This window comes from Oceanobacillus piezotolerans, assembly GCF_003665065.1.
In the GTDB taxonomy this organism is placed as follows: domain Bacteria; phylum Bacillota; class Bacilli; order Bacillales; family Amphibacillaceae; genus Oceanobacillus; species Oceanobacillus piezotolerans.
In genome coordinates, this window is the sequence record NZ_RCHR01000003.1 from 77,129 (window position 1) to 96,193 (window position 19,065).

General features: G+C 38.3%; 19 protein-coding genes. 14 read left to right on the forward strand and 5 right to left on the reverse strand.

The annotated features are described in order from the left end of the window. The first annotated feature begins 7 nt into the window (after positions 1-7). Positions 8-1,354 carry an LLM class flavin-dependent oxidoreductase gene (locus tag D8M04_RS08425; protein WP_121522486.1) on the forward strand — a complete coding sequence of 449 codons (1,347 nt, stop codon included), beginning with the start codon at positions 8-10 and terminating at the stop codon, positions 1,352-1,354. 99 nt (positions 1,355-1,453) lie between these two features. Then, a complete protein-coding gene (locus tag D8M04_RS08430; protein ID WP_121522487.1) occupies positions 1,454-2,347 on the forward strand; it encodes a LysR family transcriptional regulator in 894 nt (297 codons plus the stop codon). A gap of 187 nt (positions 2,348-2,534) precedes the next feature. Here the strand turns inward: D8M04_RS08430 and D8M04_RS08435 are convergent, their stop codons facing one another. Then, on the reverse strand, positions 2,535-2,993 hold the full coding sequence (locus tag D8M04_RS08435; RefSeq protein WP_121522488.1) for a DinB family protein: 459 nt from the start codon (positions 2,991-2,993) through the stop codon (positions 2,535-2,537). 38 nt (positions 2,994-3,031) lie between these two features. Next, entirely contained in the window at positions 3,032-3,559 is a 528-nt protein-coding gene (locus tag D8M04_RS08440) for a TetR/AcrR family transcriptional regulator (RefSeq protein ID WP_121522489.1), read from the reverse strand. 97 nt (positions 3,560-3,656) lie between these two features. Between D8M04_RS08440 and D8M04_RS08445 the strand changes: the two genes are divergently transcribed. The 8 genes from D8M04_RS08445 to fosM all read left to right on the forward strand — a co-directional run bounded on the left by D8M04_RS08445 (position 3,657) and on the right by fosM (position 10,628). Next, entirely contained in the window at positions 3,657-3,998 is a 342-nt protein-coding gene (locus D8M04_RS08445; protein WP_121522490.1) for a VOC family protein, read from the forward strand. A gap of 460 nt (positions 3,999-4,458) precedes the next feature. Next, a complete protein-coding gene (locus D8M04_RS08450) occupies positions 4,459-6,138 on the forward strand; it encodes a formate--tetrahydrofolate ligase (protein ID WP_121522491.1) in 1,680 nt (559 codons plus the stop codon). A 17-nt stretch (positions 6,139-6,155) separates the two neighbouring features. After that, positions 6,156-7,430, forward strand: a complete 1,275-nt coding sequence (locus tag D8M04_RS08455) for a bifunctional folylpolyglutamate synthase/dihydrofolate synthase (protein ID WP_121522492.1) — start codon at positions 6,156-6,158, stop codon at positions 7,428-7,430. A 26-nt stretch (positions 7,431-7,456) separates the two neighbouring features. Further along, positions 7,457-8,014 carry a GTP cyclohydrolase I FolE gene (gene folE / locus D8M04_RS08460; protein WP_121522493.1) on the forward strand — a complete coding sequence of 186 codons (558 nt, stop codon included), beginning with the start codon at positions 7,457-7,459 and terminating at the stop codon, positions 8,012-8,014. Positions 8,015-8,031: 17 nt separating this feature from the next. Then, on the forward strand, positions 8,032-8,592 hold the full coding sequence (locus D8M04_RS08465) for a 5-formyltetrahydrofolate cyclo-ligase (RefSeq protein WP_121522494.1): 561 nt from the start codon (positions 8,032-8,034) through the stop codon (positions 8,590-8,592). A gap of 235 nt (positions 8,593-8,827) precedes the next feature. Continuing rightward, complete coding sequence (locus D8M04_RS08470) at positions 8,828-9,715, forward strand: TetR/AcrR family transcriptional regulator (protein ID WP_158595099.1); 888 nt, start codon at positions 8,828-8,830, stop codon at positions 9,713-9,715. A 12-nt stretch (positions 9,716-9,727) separates the two neighbouring features. Further along, complete coding sequence (locus D8M04_RS08475) at positions 9,728-10,216, forward strand: GNAT family N-acetyltransferase (protein ID WP_121522496.1); 489 nt, start codon at positions 9,728-9,730, stop codon at positions 10,214-10,216. Beyond that, a complete protein-coding gene (gene fosM, locus D8M04_RS08480; protein WP_425464019.1) occupies positions 10,209-10,628 on the forward strand; it encodes a FosM family fosfomycin resistance protein in 420 nt (139 codons plus the stop codon). Before D8M04_RS08475 ends, fosM begins: the two co-directional genes overlap by 8 nt. Before the next feature lie 376 nt (positions 10,629-11,004). On the opposite strand, the gene D8M04_RS08485 is transcribed toward fosM, so the two are convergent. After that, positions 11,005-12,045, reverse strand: a complete 1,041-nt coding sequence (locus tag D8M04_RS08485) for a C45 family autoproteolytic acyltransferase/hydrolase (RefSeq protein WP_121522498.1) — start codon at positions 12,043-12,045, stop codon at positions 11,005-11,007. A gap of 277 nt (positions 12,046-12,322) precedes the next feature. Here D8M04_RS08485 and D8M04_RS08490 point away from each other — a divergent pair, with 277 nt between their 5' ends. The 4 genes from D8M04_RS08490 (at position 12,323) to D8M04_RS08505 (ending at position 16,834) form a co-directional block, all read left to right on the forward strand. Beyond that, positions 12,323-12,883: an NADPH-dependent FMN reductase gene (locus D8M04_RS08490; RefSeq protein WP_121522499.1), complete on the forward strand. Its 561-nt coding sequence runs from the start codon at positions 12,323-12,325 to the stop codon at positions 12,881-12,883. A gap of 122 nt (positions 12,884-13,005) precedes the next feature. Further along, positions 13,006-13,704 carry a hypothetical protein gene (locus tag D8M04_RS08495; protein ID WP_121522500.1) on the forward strand — a complete coding sequence of 233 codons (699 nt, stop codon included), beginning with the start codon at positions 13,006-13,008 and terminating at the stop codon, positions 13,702-13,704. A gap of 350 nt (positions 13,705-14,054) precedes the next feature. Next, positions 14,055-15,233: a D-alanyl-D-alanine carboxypeptidase family protein gene (locus D8M04_RS08500; RefSeq protein ID WP_121522501.1), complete on the forward strand. Its 1,179-nt coding sequence runs from the start codon at positions 14,055-14,057 to the stop codon at positions 15,231-15,233. Positions 15,234-15,421: 188 nt separating this feature from the next. Beyond that, positions 15,422-16,834 (forward strand): MDR family MFS transporter, encoded by a 1,413-nt coding sequence (locus D8M04_RS08505; protein WP_121522502.1) that lies wholly within the window; start codon positions 15,422-15,424, stop codon positions 16,832-16,834. A 97-nt stretch (positions 16,835-16,931) separates the two neighbouring features. On the opposite strand, the gene D8M04_RS08510 is transcribed toward D8M04_RS08505, so the two are convergent. Together D8M04_RS08510 and thiD are read right to left on the reverse strand one after the other, a co-directional pair. Then, entirely contained in the window at positions 16,932-18,152 is a 1,221-nt protein-coding gene (locus D8M04_RS08510; RefSeq protein WP_121522503.1) for an MFS transporter, read from the reverse strand. Between the two features lie 89 nt (positions 18,153-18,241). Continuing rightward, positions 18,242-19,057 carry a bifunctional hydroxymethylpyrimidine kinase/phosphomethylpyrimidine kinase gene (thiD, locus tag D8M04_RS08515; protein ID WP_121522504.1) on the reverse strand — a complete coding sequence of 272 codons (816 nt, stop codon included), beginning with the start codon at positions 19,055-19,057 and terminating at the stop codon, positions 18,242-18,244. Positions 19,058-19,065: the final 8 nt, after the last annotated feature.

Genomic DNA, 19,065 nt, shown 5'->3' on the forward strand with positions numbered 1-19,065 from the left:
AAGGGAAATGAAAAGTGATAAAAAAATGAAATTAGGAGCCTTTTTTATGATACCGGGTCACCATGTGGCAGCTTGGCGTCATCCAAAAGCAGAGACCCATAACATCTTAAATCTAGAATTCTATAAGGAAGTGGCCCAAACAGCTGAACGAGGGAAATTTGATATGATCTTTCTAGCAGATGGATATACTGCAGGTCATGGACATTCCTTGGCAAATGCTCAATCTGTTGGAATACGTATGGAGCCTTTTGTATTATTATCTGCACTTTCCGCAGTTACAGAGCATATCGGTTTAGCAGGAACGGTATCCACTACCTATAACGAACCATTTCATGTTGCAAGGAAATTTGCAGCACTTGACCATCTAAGTAATGGACGTGCAGCATGGAATGTGGTTACTTCTAGTGGTGAAGCGGAGGCAAGGAACTTTAGTAAGGATCATCATTTGCTTCATTCCAAACGTTACGAAAGAGCAGAGGAATTTGTTGATGTTGCAGCTAAGTTATGGGATAGCTGGGAAGATGATGCAATAATGATAGATAAAGAGAAAGCACAGTATTATGACCCTTCAAAAGTTCATAGAGTAAACCATAAAGGAGAATGGTTCTCTGTTGAAGGTCCGTTAAATATATCTCGCCCTCCACAAGGATATCCAGTGATCATACAAGCTGGTTCATCTGAAGATGGGAAGGAGCTAGCAGCCAGAACTGCAGAGGTTATTTTTACTGCTTGGCAGACACTTGAAGAAGCGCAAGTGTTTTACAAAGATGTCAAAGGAAGAATGAAAAAATATGGTCGTTCTCCTGATGAGTTAAAGATTATGCCGGGTGTTTTTCCTGTTATTGGTAGGACAGAAAAGGAGGCAGAAGAAAATAAAGCATTTTTAGAATCGCTTATACCAGAAGAAGCTGGTGTTGCTTTATTATCTAGTCACTTAAATATAGATCTATCTGGTTATCCAGTTGATGGTCCGTTACCTGATTTACCTTCATTGGAGGATGTGAATGGAGCAAAAACTCGATTTAAGTTAATAAAAGACCTTGCAGAACGTGAAAATCTTACGATACGACAATTGTACCAACGTGTATCTGGGGCAAGAGGCCATCGTGAAATTAAAGGCACTCCAGAGCAAATTGCGGATCAATTGCAAGAGTGGTTTGAAAATGGGGCAGCAGATGGATTTAATATTATGCCACCTTATTTTCCAGATGGTCTAGAGGATTTTGTTCAGCTTGTTATTCCGATATTGCAGGAGAGAGGGCTGTTTAGAGAAGAGTATGAAGGAAGTACTTTAAGGGAGAATCTAGGTTTGCGTTTTCCAGTTAATTCATTCACTAGACAGAACGTTCATTGAGCATAAGATTTTTTATACTTAAAGGGGGCATATATGTATGGCTCCTTTTTGCTATAATAGAAATAAAAGAATCTAATCTATTAGTATAAGGGTGATTAAATGAACATAGAGAGTTTAAGTATCTTTTGTCTAGTGGTGGAGGAGGGCAGTATAAGCCAGGCAGCCCGTCTAAAAGAACTTTCTCAACCAGCTGTTACAAGACAAATTCATCAAATGGAGAATACATATGGCACGTTATTATTTGACCGAACAAATGGAAAGCTATACCTTACAGATGCTGGTGAAGCACTATATCCTATTGCGAAGGAAATTGTTAGAGGCTTTCAATTCTCTAAAGAGGCCATTCAACAAGTAATTGGAAAAAATGAGCAAAAACTCAGTGTTGGAGCCTCTCTAACGATTGGAGAATACTTATTGCCAATTGCTTTAGGTAACTTTAAAAAGAAACATCCTAATATAAACCTTTCCCTGCAAATTTTAAATACAGCCCATATTCTTGATATGCTCGAAAATAATGTGATTGACGTAGCAATGGTAGAAGGTGTGGTGGAAAATAAAGCGTTTGAAATCCAGAAGTTTGCAGACGATGAGCTAATCTTAATATGTGATAAAGAACACCCATGGAATGAAAGAGAAAGCATTGAGATTCAAGAAATCACGAAGGAACATTTAATATGGAGGGAGTCCACTTCTGGTACAAGAATGATTGTAGAAAAAGCGTTAAGGGAATTTATTCAATTAGATGAAATCAGAGGTTACATGGAGCTAGGAAGTACACAAGCGATCAAAAGTGCAGTAGAAGCTGGATTAGGGATTAGTATTCTTCCTAGAATTACCGTTAAAAAGGAACTCGAACAGGGAGATCTTCGGGAAGTCAAAGTATCCAACTTTCAATTAAACAGGGACTTATGGTTAGTTCAAAAATCGGAGAGATTTAATAAAAAAAGTACGGAAACATTTGTGAAATATATTCTTTCTTTATCACAAATATAGATGACAGTTTGACTTATATGCCGTAAGCCTCTACCTTAAGAATCCTTAGAAAAAAGCACGAGAAGTAGGGGCCAAACGGCCAGTTAAAGTTTAATTTCTTTTAGTCGATAGGACCCCTTTTTATGTTGCTGCCAACCATTTGGTTCAGGAAGGAAAGTTCTCTGACTGATTGAAGTTCATTTTATGTTTAAAGAAGTTTCTTTAAATCATTAATTGCTTGTAAATGCATACCCTCATGAAAAATAGTACGGATCAGCACTTGTTCTATGGTTTGCATACCCATTTCTGAAGGTGGAAATTCTTCCTCTAACCGATTTCCGTATAATGCTCTGATTTGCGAAGGTTGCTCGAGGAGTAATATCTTTAAATCTAATAAGGATGGGGTAGTTTCATCAAAATTGGCCGGTGTAGTTCCAAAACCAAACCAAGATGAGAACTCCTTCTGGATAGGCTGTTTTTCTTTTGTTATAGCTTCCATCCAAAGGTATTGATCAAGATAAACATGACCGAGATTCCAACGGATATTATTTCTAAACCCTTTTGGAATAATATCTGCTTGCTCTTCCGATATGTTTTCTACTGCATCAATTATTTCCTTACGATAGGTATTAAGCTGCTTGAACAGCACTTCATGGCGTGTTTTCACTTTTACTTTTATCCTCCTAATTTTTAAAAAGCCTGATATCATGATAATTCAGGCCTTTTTCCTTTAAACACCCACTTAATCAGCCTCTTTCCTTGCTCGGGGGTGATTTGCTCCTCGTTTATTTCCTTTAAAACAGATCGCCATAAGGCAAGGACCAGACGATCAAGTCCAGCAATGTCATTATCATTTATAGAAGCAAAAAATTCTTCTAATTTTGTTACCTTATTATGATTGATTTCTTCACTCATTAACACACTTACTTCATTCTTTATTGCAAATTCTAATCCAACGATGAACGCAGCCTCTAATTTCCTATCCGGATCTTCAAATAATGATGCAGCTCCCTCCATTCGGTCCAATATTCGCTGTTCTATTTCAGCTTTTACCACTTCATAGAGATTTTGTTTCGAGCCAAAATGGTGATAAATCGCTCCGGTCGTAACTTCAGCAGCCTTGGCTAGCTCTGCAATATGGACTCCTTTATATCCATGCTTACTAAATGCTTCTAATGCCACTCCAATAATTTTTTCTTTCTTTGTTCCAGGTATAGGTATCCAATTCTTCATATTTTCATCATAGCATATTGACAGGTGTGCGTAAATAAATTATGTTTAACGTAACTTGATTATGCAGACAGAATAAAACCATTATGGAGGGATTAAGATGAAATTAGCATTTTTATCACATCCGGTAAAAGATCTAAAAGCATCCCTGAATTATTACCGAGAAGTTTTTGGATTCGAGGAAGCATGGAGGGAAGGGGACCATACCGCTGCATTAAAACTGCCAGATTCAGAAATCAAGTTAATGATTGAGGATGATGATGAAGGTTTTTCAGCAGGTGGGGTATTCGTAGTAGTGAGTGTGGATCAATTTTATGAAGAAAATAAGGAGAAAATTAATTTTGTAAAAACACCTTGTGATATTCCGCCAGGCAGATATGCTATTTTCCAAGATATAGATGGGAATGTGATGAGAATTATTGATATGTCTAAGGAAAGATAGTGTATAAAGGGAAGTCAATTGGAGTCTATCCATTTTGTTAGAGGAATACAATTTTTTAGAGTAGAGAATTTTTATTATACTATTTGAGGCTGGGACATAACTAATTTTTTTAATCCAAAAGACGAACGAAGCACCAAGTTAGTGGAGGAAATATACGTAGACTCCTGCGGGAAAAGCAACAAGCGAAGACCCCGCAGGAAGTGCCCTTCTTCCGAGGAGGCTGAGACGTTGCCCGCGGAAAGCGAAGTATATTTCCGGAACGGTATTTCTCCACTAAGCATCGTTCGGATTTTTCTTTTGATAAAAAACTTTTGTCCCGGTCTTTTTTTGTAGAACAAGACCAATACATGAACTTCCCAGCCATTTTGAGAAATAGACTTTCAGACCTAATTTCTAACAAATTCTGTCGATTTCTTTCGATTTGTTCTATAATAGGATTATTGTATTGAGGAGGGAAATTATGACACACAAAACAGACATCGAAATTGCTCAAGAAGTACAACTTAAACCGATTGAAGAAATAGCAAAACAAGCAGGTATTGATCGAGAAGACCTTGAAATGTACGGGAATCATAAAGCAAAAATTGATTACCAGGCAATGGATAAATTAAAGGAACGGGAGGATGGCAAGTTAATTCTTGTTACAGCGATTACACCGACCCCGGCAGGAGAAGGGAAAACGACAACTTCCGTTGGCCTTGGTGATGCACTTCATCGCCTAGGTGAAAACACAATGATTGCTATTCGTGAGCCATCCTTGGGACCTGTTTTTGGCATAAAAGGTGGAGCGGCTGGCGGGGGCTATGCACAAGTTGTACCGATGGAAGATATCAACCTGCATTTCACAGGCGACTTCCACGCCATTGGAGCTGCGAATAATTTGCTTGCTGCTATGATTGATAACCATATTCATCACGGAAATGAATTGAACATAGACTCACGCAAAATCACTTGGAAACGAGCAGTGGATATGAATGATCGCCAACTTCGTTTTATTGTAGATGGTCTACATGGCAAGGTAAATGGTGTTCCACGGGAGGATGGCTTTGATATAACGGTAGCATCAGAAGTGATGGCAATTCTTTGTCTGTCCAATTCTATGGTGGAACTTAAAGATAAGTTGAAAAATATTATTGTTGGTTATACATATGATGATAAACCAGTGACCGCTGGAGACATAAAAGCACACGGCGCTATGGCTGCTTTATTAAAAGACGCACTTAAGCCGAATCTAGTTCAGACATTAGAACATACACCTGCACTTGTTCATGGTGGCCCGTTTGCAAATATCGCACATGGTTGTAACAGTGTGATGGCAACTAAAATGGCATTAAAGTATGCCGATTATGTCGTGACAGAAGCTGGGTTTGGAGCTGACCTTGGTGCAGAGAAGTTTTTTGATATTAAATGTCGAGTTTCAGGTGTGAGACCATCTGCAGTAGTACTTGTTGCTACGGTTCGTGCTTTAAAGATGCATGGTGGAGTAGCAAAAACGGAATTAAACGATGAAAATGTAGCTGCCGTTGAAGCCGGCTTACCAAATCTAATGAAGCATTTAGAAAACATTCAGAATGTTTACGGAATGCCTGCCGTGGTTGCAATTAATAAATTCCCAACCGATACGGCAGAAGAATTACAGGTAATTGAAGAAAAATGCCGTGCTCTTGGTGTTACTGTTGTTTTATCTGATGTATGGGCAAATGGTGGAGCTGGCGGAGAGGCTTTAGCGAAAGAAGTTATTCGTCTTACTAAGGAAGAGCATGCCGAGCTTCATTATGCCTATGAACTTGAAGATACAATTACGCAAAAAATTGAAAAACTTGTTAAAAAGGTATATGGCGGGAAAGGAATCGAACTTTCACGTGGGGCTGAGCGGGAGATTCAACGATTGGAAGCTTTAGGATTTGGAAGACTGCCGATCTGTGTTGCCAAAACACAATATTCATTTTCCGATGATGCAACGCAACTCGGACGTCCAACTGACTTCACTATCCATATTCGCAACGTGAGAATATCAGCTGGAGCAGGTTTTATTGTTGTTCTGACTGGCGAAATAATGACCATGCCAGGCTTGCCGAAAAGACCTCAAGCAGAGCAAATTAATGTGGATGAAAACGGTAAAATATCGGGATTGTTCTAAGGGAGGGTCCTTATGAAATGAATTATCAAGAAGCATTAAATTATATCCATACACCAATGATAAATGGGATGAAATTTGGGTTAGAAAGAATGCAGCTTATCATGGAAGCTCTAGGAAACCCACAGGATAAACTAAAAGTGATTCATATTGCTGGAACAAATGGAAAGGGCTCGGTTGCTTCCTATCTATCACATGTTCTAACCAGCGCTGGATATAAAACAGGACTCTTTACCTCGCCGTTTTTAGAAGCCTTTAATGAGCGGTTTAAGATTAACAACCAGGAAATCGAAAATGAAGCTTTAAGCCGGATTACGGGGTTAGTGAAAGAAAAAGTGGAGGCTGTGCAAGTAAGCCTAAGCGAATTTGAGCTAATTACGGCTATTGCTTTCCAATACTTTCATGAAGAACAATGTGATGTGGTTGTACTTGAGGTAGGGCTGGGCGGAAGATTAGATTCGACGAATATTATTCATTCGCCAGTTTTATCCATCATTACATCCATTGGTTATGACCACCAAGCGTATTTAGGGGATACTCTACCAGAAATTGCTGGGGAAAAAGCAGGAATAATAAAGGAAGGTCGTCCAGTTATTCTATACCCTCAGGAAAAGGAAACGGAAGATGTCATCTTAGGAGTTGCCTCTGAGAAAAATAGCAAAGTGGTTATACCGGATTTTTCACAAATCAAGCTAATAGAAAAAAGCTTGGAAGGACAAACCTTTGATTATAAAGACTGCAAACAGATTAACATTTCATTGCTTGGAGAACATCAGTTAAAGAATGCGGCCTTAGTTATAGAAGCAATAGAATCCATACGCGCAGAAGGTTTCAAAATCGATGGAGCAGCTTTGATTAGAGGACTGGCTGCAACAAAATGGCCAGGTCGATTTGAGGTCATAAAGCAGCGTCCCACAGTTATTATCGATGGAGCACATAATATTGACAGTGTTCGTACATTAATGGGAAATTTAACAACGTATTTTCATGACAAGAGAATGATTGCGATTTTTGGAGTATTGAAGGATAAAGATGTCTCTCAGATGATAGAAGAAGTGTCAAGTCGAATACAGACTTTTATAACCGTAACACCGGACAGCCCAAGAGCAATGCTTGCAGGTGAACTAGCGGATGAGCTAAGAGATAAAAATTTGAATGCAATATCCAGTGAAAGTTATGAAGAAGCTGTGGAGCTTGCACTCAAGATGGCGAACACTGAGGATATTATCTGTTCGTTTGGTTCCCTTTATTATATTGGCTCCATTCGCCGTGTTTTTAATCAATTGGAAAAGTGACAGTATATTGAAAGGGTCGATTAGTGATGGATAAAGAAAAAATTCAAAGTGCAGTTCGAATGATCCTAGAAGCGATCGGAGAAAACCCAGATCGTCAAGGATTAATGGACACCCCAAGAAGAGTAGCAGATATGTATGAGGAAGTGTTTGCCGGGATAGAGAAAGACCCAGCGATTCACGCTCAGACTGTATTTGATGAACCACATGAAGAAATGGTTTTAGTGAAGGATATTCAATTCTCCTCTATGTGTGAGCACCATTTAGTTCCGTTTATTGGAGTAGCTCACGTTGCCTATATGCCGAAGAATGGCCGAGTCATAGGATTAAGCAAGCTTGCCCGTATTGTGGATGATATAAGTAAACGTCCACAGCTCCAAGAAAGAATAACTAAATCAGTGGCTGACTTATTAATGGAGGAATTAGCTCCGATTGGTGTCATGGTAGTCATTGAAGCAGAGCATATGTGCATGAGCATCCGTGGGGTGAAAAAGCAGGGCTCTACGACAGTAACAAGTGCAGTGCGAGGGGAATTTAAAACAAATAGTAAGTCACGAAATGAAGTGCTGGCATTAATCAATCGTTAACATGGAGTGAGTGTGCGTTGAATAAAGCAGATATAAGGCAAAATATCATTAAGAAGCTGAAAAACGTATCAGAAACAGAGAGAAACAGGGTAGACGCTAAGCTCTTTGAGGAGCTAATTTCTTCTTCTTACTGGAAAAATGCAAAAAGAATTGGTGTTACAGTTTCCAATGGCTTCGAATGGAATACTAAACCTATCATTGAGGAAGGCTGGAAGCAAGGGAAAGCGATGTGTGTCCCGAAGTGCTATCCTACTCTAAAAGAGCTGAAGTTTTTTGAACTGGAAAAATTTGATCAGCTTGAGATTGTTTATTACAATTTACAAGAGCCAAAGCCTTCAGAAACAATTGAAGTAAAAAAGAATGAGATGGATTTAATCATCGTACCTGGTATTGTTTTTGATAGAAGGGGCTATCGTATTGGATTTGGCGGCGGGTATTATGACCGGTTTTTAGCTAATTATAAAAAGCATACGGTCTCCATCCTGCACTCGCTTCAATTAATGGATGAGATTCCGGTTGATGAACATGATATTGCGATAAACACTTTAATTACAGAAAAAGGCTTCGTTGATTTATAAAACGAAGCTTTTTTTGATAATTCCAGAGCTTACAAGCTATATCATGCAAACAGTGGCATGGTACTGTGTATATTTTGGAAGTAACAAACGAGTGGCCAAATACAACTATGGGACTGAAAAGAATATTCTATACTAAATGTCTATTTAATCTAATAAATGATTTGAATAAAGGATATATTCGTATTAGAATAAAACTAGACTAACAGTATAAAGAAATATGAGAAAAGGTGGAAAGATGAATCAAAAGAAGAAGCAAATTATTGACGCAGCACAAAGGCTCTTTATTAAAAAAGGATTCTCATCCACTTCGATTCAGGATATTTTAGACGAAGCAGAAATTGCAAAGGGGACCTTTTATAATTATTTCAGCTCCAAAAATGAATGCTTAATGGCAATATTAGAATTAATAAGCGAAGAAATAATACAAGAACGAATTCATCTAGCATACGGTAAGGAGCGTGACGATGAATCGGTGTTTGCTGCTCAAATGGCTGTACGATTTAATATAGATAAAAAACATAATTTAATGGCACTTTTTTCCACTGTACGTGGAAGTGAGGATAAAGACTTACAAGCTTTTCTAGATAAACAGTATGTTATGGAACTGCACTGGGTTGCTAATAGGTTAAAGGAAATTTATGGCCAGGAGATTGACTCGCTATCTTATGATTATGCCATTATATTTCTTGGGATTGTACAGCAGGCAGCCTATGTAGTGAAACGGACCAAACCTAGTATTGATCAAACAGAAGCGATGATTCAGTTCTCTTTAAATCGGATAAGCTCGCTAATTGAAACACAAAGTGGTGTGGGTAACGCATTTTTCCATGAAGAGGATTTCTATAAATTCTTAAACGTGGAAGAGCCCAGCCTGGATGTTTTAAAGCAGCAAATTGTTGAAACCTTAAATGAGATAAACGAAGCCCGTTTTCCAGAAAAGGAGTATTATGCTTTTATAATAGAGGAATTACAGCGGGAGAAACCAAGGATGGTCCTTCTTGAGAGTATTTTTCTTACCTTAAGTAAAGAAGTAGAAGGAACCATAAACGAAGGAAAGATAAGAAAAGTTTCTTCACTTGCATGGCGTTTGATTGAAAGGGAGAAAAGGAAGCGGTTAAAGTAAGGAGCTGAGACCATGCTTTTACAGGTTCGGAAAATGACAGAAAAGTATGCAACAGAGGTTCTCTGTTGGAAATATGACAAGCCATATGATTTTTATAATCAGATTCTTTCCAGTGGAGCAATAATGGAACTGCTTACTTATAAATATTATGTCGTATTGGATGATTATCTTAAGGTTATTGGCTTTTTCTGTACAGGAAAGCCAGCACGAGTACCATTGGGAGAAAAATTCTATATATACGAAGAAGATTGTGTCGACATTGGGATTGGGCTAAAACCGGAACTGACGGGCAAAGGGAATGGGAAGACGTTCTTAACTTTTATCCTTCGCTTTCTCGAAGAAAGTGACTCACGAGATATTCGGCTCACAGTAGCAACCTTTAATAAGCGAGCAATTAAGTTATATGAAAATGTAGGTTTTAAAGAACAAATACGATTTTACAAGAATGACACGGAATTTATGACGATGATTAAGAGAAAGGATGGTATGATTGGTGGTTGATGGAATTAATCATCTATTGTTCTCTGTATCTCATTTAGAAAAATCCATTGCATTTTATCAACATGTTTTTCATGCAAAGTTACTAGTGAAAGGTAGGAACACAGCTTACTTTGATTTAAATGGTATCTGGCTGGCACTGAATGTTGAAAAGGACATTCCGAGAAACGAAATTAATCAATCTTATACACATATTGCTTTTTCTATTGATGAAAAAGACTTTGATCGAATGTATGAACGTTTAATAGATTTAGGTGTAAATATTTTGCCTGGTCGAGATAGAGATGAGCGGGATAAAAAGTCTATATATTTTACAGATCCAGATGGACATAAATTTGAATTTCATACAGGGACATTGCAGGATAGAATAGATTATTATAAAACGGAGAAGAATCATATGGAATTTTTCGATTAAAGGTTACCAACACGGAACCAGCAAAGCGGCGCCTGTCCTAATGCATTTCGAGTGCATGCCCATCCGCCAGGCTTGGTGGCTGGGAGACAATTAATCTGCTTAACAAAAAAGACGAACATTCTGCTATTCTAGCGGAGGAAATATACGTAGACTCCTACGGGAGGATAGGCCTAGGTGAGACCCCGCAGTGCGTTAGCACGAGGAGGCTCAGCAGCCGCCCGTGGAAAGCGAAGTATATTTCCGTAGCGGTTATCTCCGCTATTTTGTTGGTTCTTTTCTTTAATTTCCATTTGGAGAAGTGGCACCACACGAAATGTCGTACACTCATAGACCAAAAAAAGAGGCTGCTCCTCTATTAAAGCAACCCTCAGCTAAATTATTTCATATGAGCAAACCCTAAATCTGTATCTACTTCTCCATAAATGCGATTGCTATCATAATCTTCGCCATTTAACCATTCCCCAAAATCAAACACAGTTGGCTCTTGATCTCCGCCAAGCGCAAACCAAACCTTCTTTTCTTTTGGCAGGTAACCAGAAGTATGGATGGTTCCTGACCAACTTTTATAATCCGTAGCAAAGACGCCTTTATTTATGTCATTTAATAAATGAAATGCTTGATGAATATTATCAGCGTCGTTCTGCTGTTCATGAATCGCATTTAGTCGTTTATGAGACTCATCTAAGTAATGGCGATTCTCTTCTTTTAATATCTCAAAGTGATTTGTACAAGCATTGCCTTTACGTACTTCTACTGATCTAGGAGTAGCCTCAATAATTGATGTTTCTCCATTTGAATCCAACACAATATAACTAAAAGAGTGACGGTGCGGAATCTCTTTTAAAAAGTCTTCTGCTTCTTGTGTCGTTGCACAATTTTCTAGCATCATTCTTCCTATCATATGGCAGACAAATCCACTGCCAGGCTTTTTGCGATGAATGGAATTATATCCCATAGCTAACCCTTTTTCATTCATTCCATCCATCCGTCCAGTGATTCGCTGTGCTGGCCCAATGACTGCATAGCCACTATCTGATGGGGCAAAAACATGAAATCTTCCCTCGTATGTCTTTGGGTGATAATCGTAATTACGCACTAGAAAATCTTTTCCAGTAAATGTCGAGCACCCACTACGTGGCGCTTCAATTCTATATCCACCAAAGTCACGAAGAATTTCCTCCATCGGCTGCTTCAGTGAATCCTGCATTCCGATTAATTCCTCCCGAATGGCAGGTGCATACTTCTGAAAAATGTCCTTTGTTTCCTGGACATTAATATCGAAGCGGGGTCTTCGTAGCTGCCATTGCCTTCTTCTGTTTTTCATAATAAGAGAATCACTCAATTGATTTCCTTGAATCTGCCCTAACTCATAATGACTGCCTCTAAACTGGATAATATCGCTGTATATTTGCTGCATTTTCCCCATCCTTGTTTTTCAGTATATATGTAATTGTACAGGAAAAAATAATCGATGTGAAAAGAATGGAAGCGAATAAATTCGAGACTTGAGAATGATGGAACCTTTAGTTTGGTAAATGGGTTGAAGTTGTCCCTCTCATTACAAGGAAATATCTACATATTACCATGAAGGCAAATAATACCAAATTATGAAAAAACCATCACTTGAAAACGTTTGTTGTTTTTGGAATAATAGTTTATAGGAAGAATTACAATACATATGGGGGAATTACTAAATGAAAATCGTAGCCATGGTTGGAAGCAACCGCAGTGACTCATATAATATGCAGCTTGCTACTTTTATGCAAAAAAGATACGCACAAAAAGTAGAAATCGAGATTTTACCGATTAATAAACTACCATTTTATAATCAGGATGATGAATTGAATCCACCCGAGATTGTTAAAGAAATTAGAAACAAAATTAAAGAAAGTGACGGAATCCTGTTTGTGACTCCGGAATACAATGCCTCCATCCCGGGCGTATTAAAAAATGCTATTGATTGGTTCTCACGTGTGGAGAAGGTAATGGTAAACAAACCAGCAATGATAGTTGGCGCTTCAATGGGTGCTTTAGGAACGGTAAAGGCACAATTACAGCTTCGTCAGATTTTGAATTCTCAAGGGGTTTCTACTTTAACATTGCCAGGAAATGAAGTATATGTTGGCTCTGTACACGAAAAGATTGATGAGAATGGCAACCTTATAGATGAATCAACTATTCAGTTTATTGATACTGTAGTAGATAATTTTATGAATTGGATTGAAAAAGTAGTAATTTACGCAAGCGCATATTAATAGAATGATATACTCGTCTCTAGTTGAGGCGGGTATTTTTTATACATAAAAAATGAGAATCCAGTCCATAATACAAAAGTAAACTTTCAGGTTTTTATCCTACATAGAAAGGAGTTTTACAGATGAATATTTTCTATGGAGTGGTGTTTAGTTTATATATAGCTTTTCCTTTCTTAGCATCAGCAAATGAGTATGACAAACTGGCTTTGGAGGTAATGGAGAAGGGCCATCCTTCTGTTGTGGAAAGCAAAGCCATTCTAAAAATCCATGCGAAAGAACTGGGAATTGAAGCAGAAGGCAAGGATACAGAAACGCTTTCTAAGGAAGTTCATCAAACTATGATTAGAAATGCAGCTGATGAACTAGGGATAGAAGCGGAAGGGAAACAATTAGAAATGTTAAAGGCTGAGGTGTTTGAAGCTAAAGTAATAAAACAAGCAGAAGTGCTTGGTATCAAGACTGAGGGTAAGAATATAAAGGAATTAGCCAAAGAAGTTAAGAAACAAAAAGTAAATAAGCATGTAAATGATCTGGGCATATATACGGTAGGTAAGGATACAAAAGAACTGAAAAAAGAGGTAATGCGAACAAGGTTAACAATGGAAGCAAAAGCATTAGGATTGGAAACAGAAGGAAAGGATGTGGAAACATTGATTTCGGAAATACATGCAACGAAAGCAAAACAAACAGCAGATTTATTAGGTATCGCTACAACTGGAAGAGATGTAGAAAGCCTGCTTGAAGAGATTATCACTAATCACTATGAAGAGGCAAAGGAAAAAAGCCTATATCCTTTTAGTGAGAGATATATGTACCATTAAGGAAGATTAGATTTCAGCCACCATCCAAGTGATAAGAAAGGGTGATCGGTGTTAAGCATGACTAACACCTATCGCCCTTTTATTTTGATAATAGTGTAAAACGCTGGATACTCATGAAACTCTGAACAAGAAAGCTAACTTGTCCATTTTTTTAAGGACATTTACCTATTAATAGAATTCATGAATATTGGTGTCGAAAGATTTATATCGAAATATGTACCTTTTTGTCTTTAATTGTTAGATTTTGTTACAATTCGTTACCAAAATGCCACATTTATTCCGTAATTTCACCCTAGAATAGAATTTGTGACTTTACAACAGAATCTATGAAACTAGGGATAGGTGTTTTTATGAAAAAGTGGATAGCAATGGCAGTGGCTTTTTTTTTATTCAGTAACATGAACGCTCAGGGTGTAGCAGCGCACGAAAAAAATGTGCCTGAGGAACCTGGATTAATGAGTGAAGCAGCTATTTTAATAGAAGCAAATAGTGGTCAGATACTTTATGAGAAAAATGCGGATACTCCAATGTACCCAGCAAGTATTACGAAAATCGCATCCGCCATTTATGCAATTGAAAATGGTAACTTAGACGATATTGTCACAATCAGTGAAAATGCTGCAAATACGAAAGGTTCATCCGTTTTTCTGGAGGAAGGTGAGCAAGCTCCTTTAGGAAAGCTCGTTCAAGGGATGCTCATTAATTCAGGAAATGATGCAGGAACCGCTATTGCGGAGCATTTAAGCGGAAGTGTGGAGCAGTTTTCTTCAGATTTCAATACATACCTAGAAGAGAAAGTTGGAACAAAGAATACGCATTTTGAAAATTCACATGGATTGTTTGACGCTGAGCATATGACTACAGCAGAAGACATGGCGAAGATTACACAATATGCGATGGACAATGAAACCTTTATGGATATTTTTAGTACAAAGGAATTAGCGTGGGATGGAGAAACCTGGGATACGACCATCCAAACGCATCATCGGTTACTAAAAGGTGAGATACCTTATGAGACAATTACCGGTGGAAAAAATGGTTATGTAAATCAATCAGGTTTTACGCTCGTCACAACCGCCGAGCGTAATGGGTTGGAACTTATCGCGGTAACCATGAAAGCAAGTTCAGATATTCAAAGCTATGAGGATACCGTGGAATTGCTAGATTATGGATTTGATAATTTTGCAAATTCCAGTCTTGAAGAAGGAAAAACTTACACAGTGAATAACAAAGAATTCCAAGTTCCGGAAACCACATCTTATACACACGCTTCACAGCAAACAACGAATGAGGACATTAGTGAAGACGGGGTTCTTACACTAAGTGATTCACTGACTTCAACCACTATAGAATTAGAGAAAGTAGAAAAAAATAAACCAGCTCCTGTTCAAAGGGTTTCTAACGATAAGCCATCCGAGTTGTTTGGTATGGGAAGTCACTGGATATTTATTTTTGCTTTTGTCTTTGTTGTGATCAGTGTAGTAGGATTGCTCTTCTGGCAGAGTGCGAGAAACACTCTTATAAAATAAAATCGTAGTAAAGGCGCATGATATCATTCATGCGCCTTTCATTATAGTAGGGGGTAACCTTGGAAGTCGGACCAAAAAAGAATAAAAAATCAGGTGAGATAGAATGAGTATTTTATTCCCTGTATAGGACAAAACAGGTATGGTAGAATATAGAAACTATGTTGCTTGTTCGAAAGGGGATGAAAGTGATGGGAGATCAAAGAGACGATGTGTCTTCTTATGAAAGATTGAATAAAACACCGATCATGATCGTGCTTATATCTGGGGCCTTTATAGCTATTTTAAATCAAACATTACTAGGAACAGCATTACCACATATCATGAATGATCTGCAAATAAATGAAAGTACAGTACAGTGGCTTCAGTCTGTTTTTATGCTCGTTAATGGGATTATGATTCCGGTTACAGCATTTTTAATCGGTACTTTTACAACCAGGGGTCTATTTATCACTGCGATGGCTTTGTTTACAGCAGGAACATTAATGGCAGCTATAGCACCGGGATTCTCGATGTTATTGTCTGGCAGGATCCTTCAGGCGGCAGGGGCTGGTATTCTAATGCCGTTAATGCAAACCATTATGATGCTCATTTACCCAATTGAAAAAAGAGGTTCAGTTATGGGAATGTTCGGTCTGATTATTGCTTTTGCACCAGCAATAGGACCTTCTTTGTCCGGCTACATAGTGGAACATTTTCCTTGGCGAACCTTATTCTTTATGATTCTTCCAATTGCGATTATCGATATTATTGTCGCCTATTTTATACTTAAAAATGTAACCAAGCAAACCTTCCCTAAAATCGATGTGTTGTCCATTATCCTATCTACTTTTGGATTTGGAGGCTTCTTATATGGATTTAGTATAGCGGGAAGTGAAGGTTGGGGAAGCATGCAGGTCATCCTTTCCTTTATTGTTGGAACGATTACACTTACCTGGTTTATCTTAAGACAATTGAATCTTAAACAGCCGATTCTTGAAATGCGTGTATTTCAGTATAAAATGTTTACCTTAACAACCGCACTCGGAATGGTTACATTTATGGCGATGATTGGTGCTGCCGTGGTGCTGCCATTGTATATGCAAAATATGCTTGGGTTTACAGCGTTTGAATCTGGACTTGCCCTTTTACCTGGTGCCATTCTTCAAGGAATTATGAACCCGATAACAGGGAGGATGTTTGATAAATACGGGGCTAGATGGCTAGGAATTACAGGGCTGTCTCTTATTGTTATTACAACATTTATGCTTGCTTTCCTTACAACGGAAACAACCTTTACGTATATTGCAGCCGTACATGCATTTCGTATGCTTGGAATTGCTATGGTCATGATGCCGACAACTACAGCTGGCTTAAATGTACTGCCTACCGATTTAATTTCCCATGGAACTGCTGTTAATAATACGTTTAGACAGGTGGCCGGTGCAATCGGCACAGCACTGCCAATTACTGTTATGACTACAACAGCCATCCCTAATAGAGGAATAGAAGGACTGATTCATGGCGTTAATATTTCTTTTGTCGTAGCAGGCATCATTGCGCTAATCGGTTTAATAATCACTTTCTTTATTCAAGATAGAAAAACAGAACAAGCTCGTGGATGAGCCTGTTCTGTTTTCTTCGATTCTATAGTAGTAGATACGATCCAACGTTTAGCTTAAGTTCTCGCTTGGATTACATTCGTCGTTTTCTCTAACTAGCTTAAATTTCCTTCTTTCGCATAACGTAATAAATCAATCCTATCCCAACGAGTCCTAAAAGGAGGAGGCCTGCGCTCATGAAAGCTGGGGCGACAAAGCCCCCGAGGGTTACCGCCCCTCCAGCAATAATCATTTGTGCTTGGCCTGCTAGGCTATCCAAGGCAAGGTAGGAGCTTTTATGGTCTCCATCTGCAAGCTCTGCCAGTAATGTCTGGTGAACCGGTACATAAATAAGTTCTCCAATGGATGCAATAACCATTAGCCCAATAAGAAACCATGGAGAAGATGTATAGCTTATCCATGCATAACCAATCACATAAAAGCTCATCCCCGCAAGGAGTTTCCACGAATTGGAGCGATGCTTCACCATCCATGCAACAATCCCAACCGTAAGTACGACAAGCATAGTGTTCTCTGCCTGTAATATCCCAACCATATTTAATCCGTTAATACTAAAGGTATCGAATAATGTGGTGGAATTCATGTTTTTCTCTAATTGAATAGCAATATAGTTTGTTAAATGTCCCTCTATAGAGAACACCAATACAGAACCAATTAAAAAGAACACAAAAATATGATCTTGTAAAACGTTACGATAATTTGCCCAAATCGATAAAGAAGCTGCAGATATGCTCGCATCTTTTCTAGTAAAAGTCTCATCAATGTAGAGAAATGTTATTATTGCGGAAGCTAGCGAGACGATTGCTACAAATATAAATAAAAAGAAATAATAATCTTCAAATAGGAAAGCACCAGTAATACTTCCAATTGCGATAGCTAGATTGTTTACCCAATACATAGCGGTAAAGACAAAGCTCCGTTGATCCTTTTTGATTAAGTCATAAACCATGGCAGTGGAAACAGGGTAGAAGATACCACTGCAAAAAGAGTTTACTAAGAATAATAGAAAAGTAAGATATGGCAAAACGAGCCATGGTGAATTTAGAAAGGCAATCACTAAATAGGTAATTCCTATCCCAAGTTCTGATAGCACTAGTAATTTCTTTCTTCCAATTCGGTCGGACCAATATCCTCCTAGTAATCCACCGATGATGCCTGCAATAATCACACATATTAGTAGAATACCAGTAATAGTTTCGCCTACTAATTTACTAAAGTAGATAGCAATAAACGGCATAATCATCATGGTAGCCAAAGTTGTTGCGAATTGTAAATAAATTCGGATTTTAATAGAGCGATGCAGAGATTGAAATTTAGACAATCGTCATTCCTCCTATAACAAAGCAAATGAATAGAAAAAACCTTAGGAAATGATCTGTATACATTTCCCAAGGTTTGTTTTAAACGGTCTTAATTTTTAACTTCTTCAGGGAATCGATTATACGCGCCATGCATTACTGGGCCAACATATTGGTTAAGCTTCCAGCCATGCTTAATGGCTGCATTCACAAATTTTTTCGCATTTGTAACTGCCTCTTTTGCAGATTTACCATGTGCTAAATTAGCTGTTACTGCTGCGGCGAATGTACATCCTGCACCATGAGTATAGATTGTATCGTATTTTTCGCCTTCCAACACAATAAATTCTTTCCCATCATAGAAAAGGTCTGCCGCGTTATCAAGCGTTCTTCCACCCTTGATAACGACATTCCTGGCACCGAGCTCATGGATCTTCACTGCAGCTTCCTTCATCCCGTCGATATCCTTGATAGGACCGTCAGTTTGCGCAAGCTGCCAAGCTTCAAACAGATTTGGTGTGGTTACTAACGCAAGTGGCAGAAGTAATTCCCGCATTGCATCTGTATTCTCAGGGAGAAGCACTTCATCCTCACCCTTACAAACCATAACAGGGTCCAAAACATAATTCTTTAATTTATGTTGTGCAAATTTCTTTGCTGCAAGTTCAATAATATCAACTGTTCCGAGCATTCCTGATTTTCCAGCATCAACACCAACAGAAAGTATGGTATCTAATTGTTTTTCCACGGTATCGACATCTACAGATGCTACTTGATGATGCCAACCTTCTGGGGTCATACTTACTATACTTGTTAAAGCAGTCATTCCATATACGTTATACTCTTGGAAAGTCTTCAAATCTGCAGCCTGTCCAGCTCCACCACTTGAATCATTTCCGGCAAGTGTTAGTGTCTTTTTTATTGTCATGTTGACTC

What these genes read in the sequence shown, in the direction of transcription:
- D8M04_RS08485 (WP_121522498.1), bottom strand. Translation starts at nt 12,045, where the DNA reads ATGCAGCAAATATACAGCGATATTATCCAGTTTAGAGGCAGTCATTAT.
- thiD (WP_121522504.1), bottom strand. Translation starts at nt 19,057, where the DNA reads ATGACAATAAAAAAGACACTAACACTTGCCGGAAATGATTCAAGTGGT.
- D8M04_RS08500 (WP_121522501.1), top strand. Translation starts at nt 14,055, where the DNA reads ATGAAAAAGTGGATAGCAATGGCAGTGGCTTTTTTTTTATTCAGTAAC.
- D8M04_RS08425 (WP_121522486.1), top strand. Translation starts at nt 8, where the DNA reads ATGAAAAGTGATAAAAAAATGAAATTAGGAGCCTTTTTTATGATACCG.
- D8M04_RS08495 (WP_121522500.1), top strand. Translation starts at nt 13,006, where the DNA reads ATGAATATTTTCTATGGAGTGGTGTTTAGTTTATATATAGCTTTTCCT.
- D8M04_RS08475 (WP_121522496.1), top strand. Translation starts at nt 9,728, where the DNA reads ATGCTTTTACAGGTTCGGAAAATGACAGAAAAGTATGCAACAGAGGTT.
- D8M04_RS08445 (WP_121522490.1), top strand. Translation starts at nt 3,657, where the DNA reads ATGAAATTAGCATTTTTATCACATCCGGTAAAAGATCTAAAAGCATCC.
- D8M04_RS08490 (WP_121522499.1), top strand. Translation starts at nt 12,323, where the DNA reads ATGAAAATCGTAGCCATGGTTGGAAGCAACCGCAGTGACTCATATAAT.
- folE (WP_121522493.1), top strand. Translation starts at nt 7,457, where the DNA reads ATGGATAAAGAAAAAATTCAAAGTGCAGTTCGAATGATCCTAGAAGCG.
- D8M04_RS08455 (WP_121522492.1), top strand. Translation starts at nt 6,156, where the DNA reads ATGAATTATCAAGAAGCATTAAATTATATCCATACACCAATGATAAAT.
- D8M04_RS08450 (WP_121522491.1), top strand. Translation starts at nt 4,459, where the DNA reads ATGACACACAAAACAGACATCGAAATTGCTCAAGAAGTACAACTTAAA.
- D8M04_RS08470 (WP_158595099.1), top strand. Translation starts at nt 8,828, where the DNA reads ATGAATCAAAAGAAGAAGCAAATTATTGACGCAGCACAAAGGCTCTTT.
- D8M04_RS08440 (WP_121522489.1), bottom strand. Translation starts at nt 3,559, where the DNA reads ATGAAGAATTGGATACCTATACCTGGAACAAAGAAAGAAAAAATTATT.
- D8M04_RS08430 (WP_121522487.1), top strand. Translation starts at nt 1,454, where the DNA reads ATGAACATAGAGAGTTTAAGTATCTTTTGTCTAGTGGTGGAGGAGGGC.
- D8M04_RS08505 (WP_121522502.1), top strand. Translation starts at nt 15,422, where the DNA reads ATGGGAGATCAAAGAGACGATGTGTCTTCTTATGAAAGATTGAATAAA.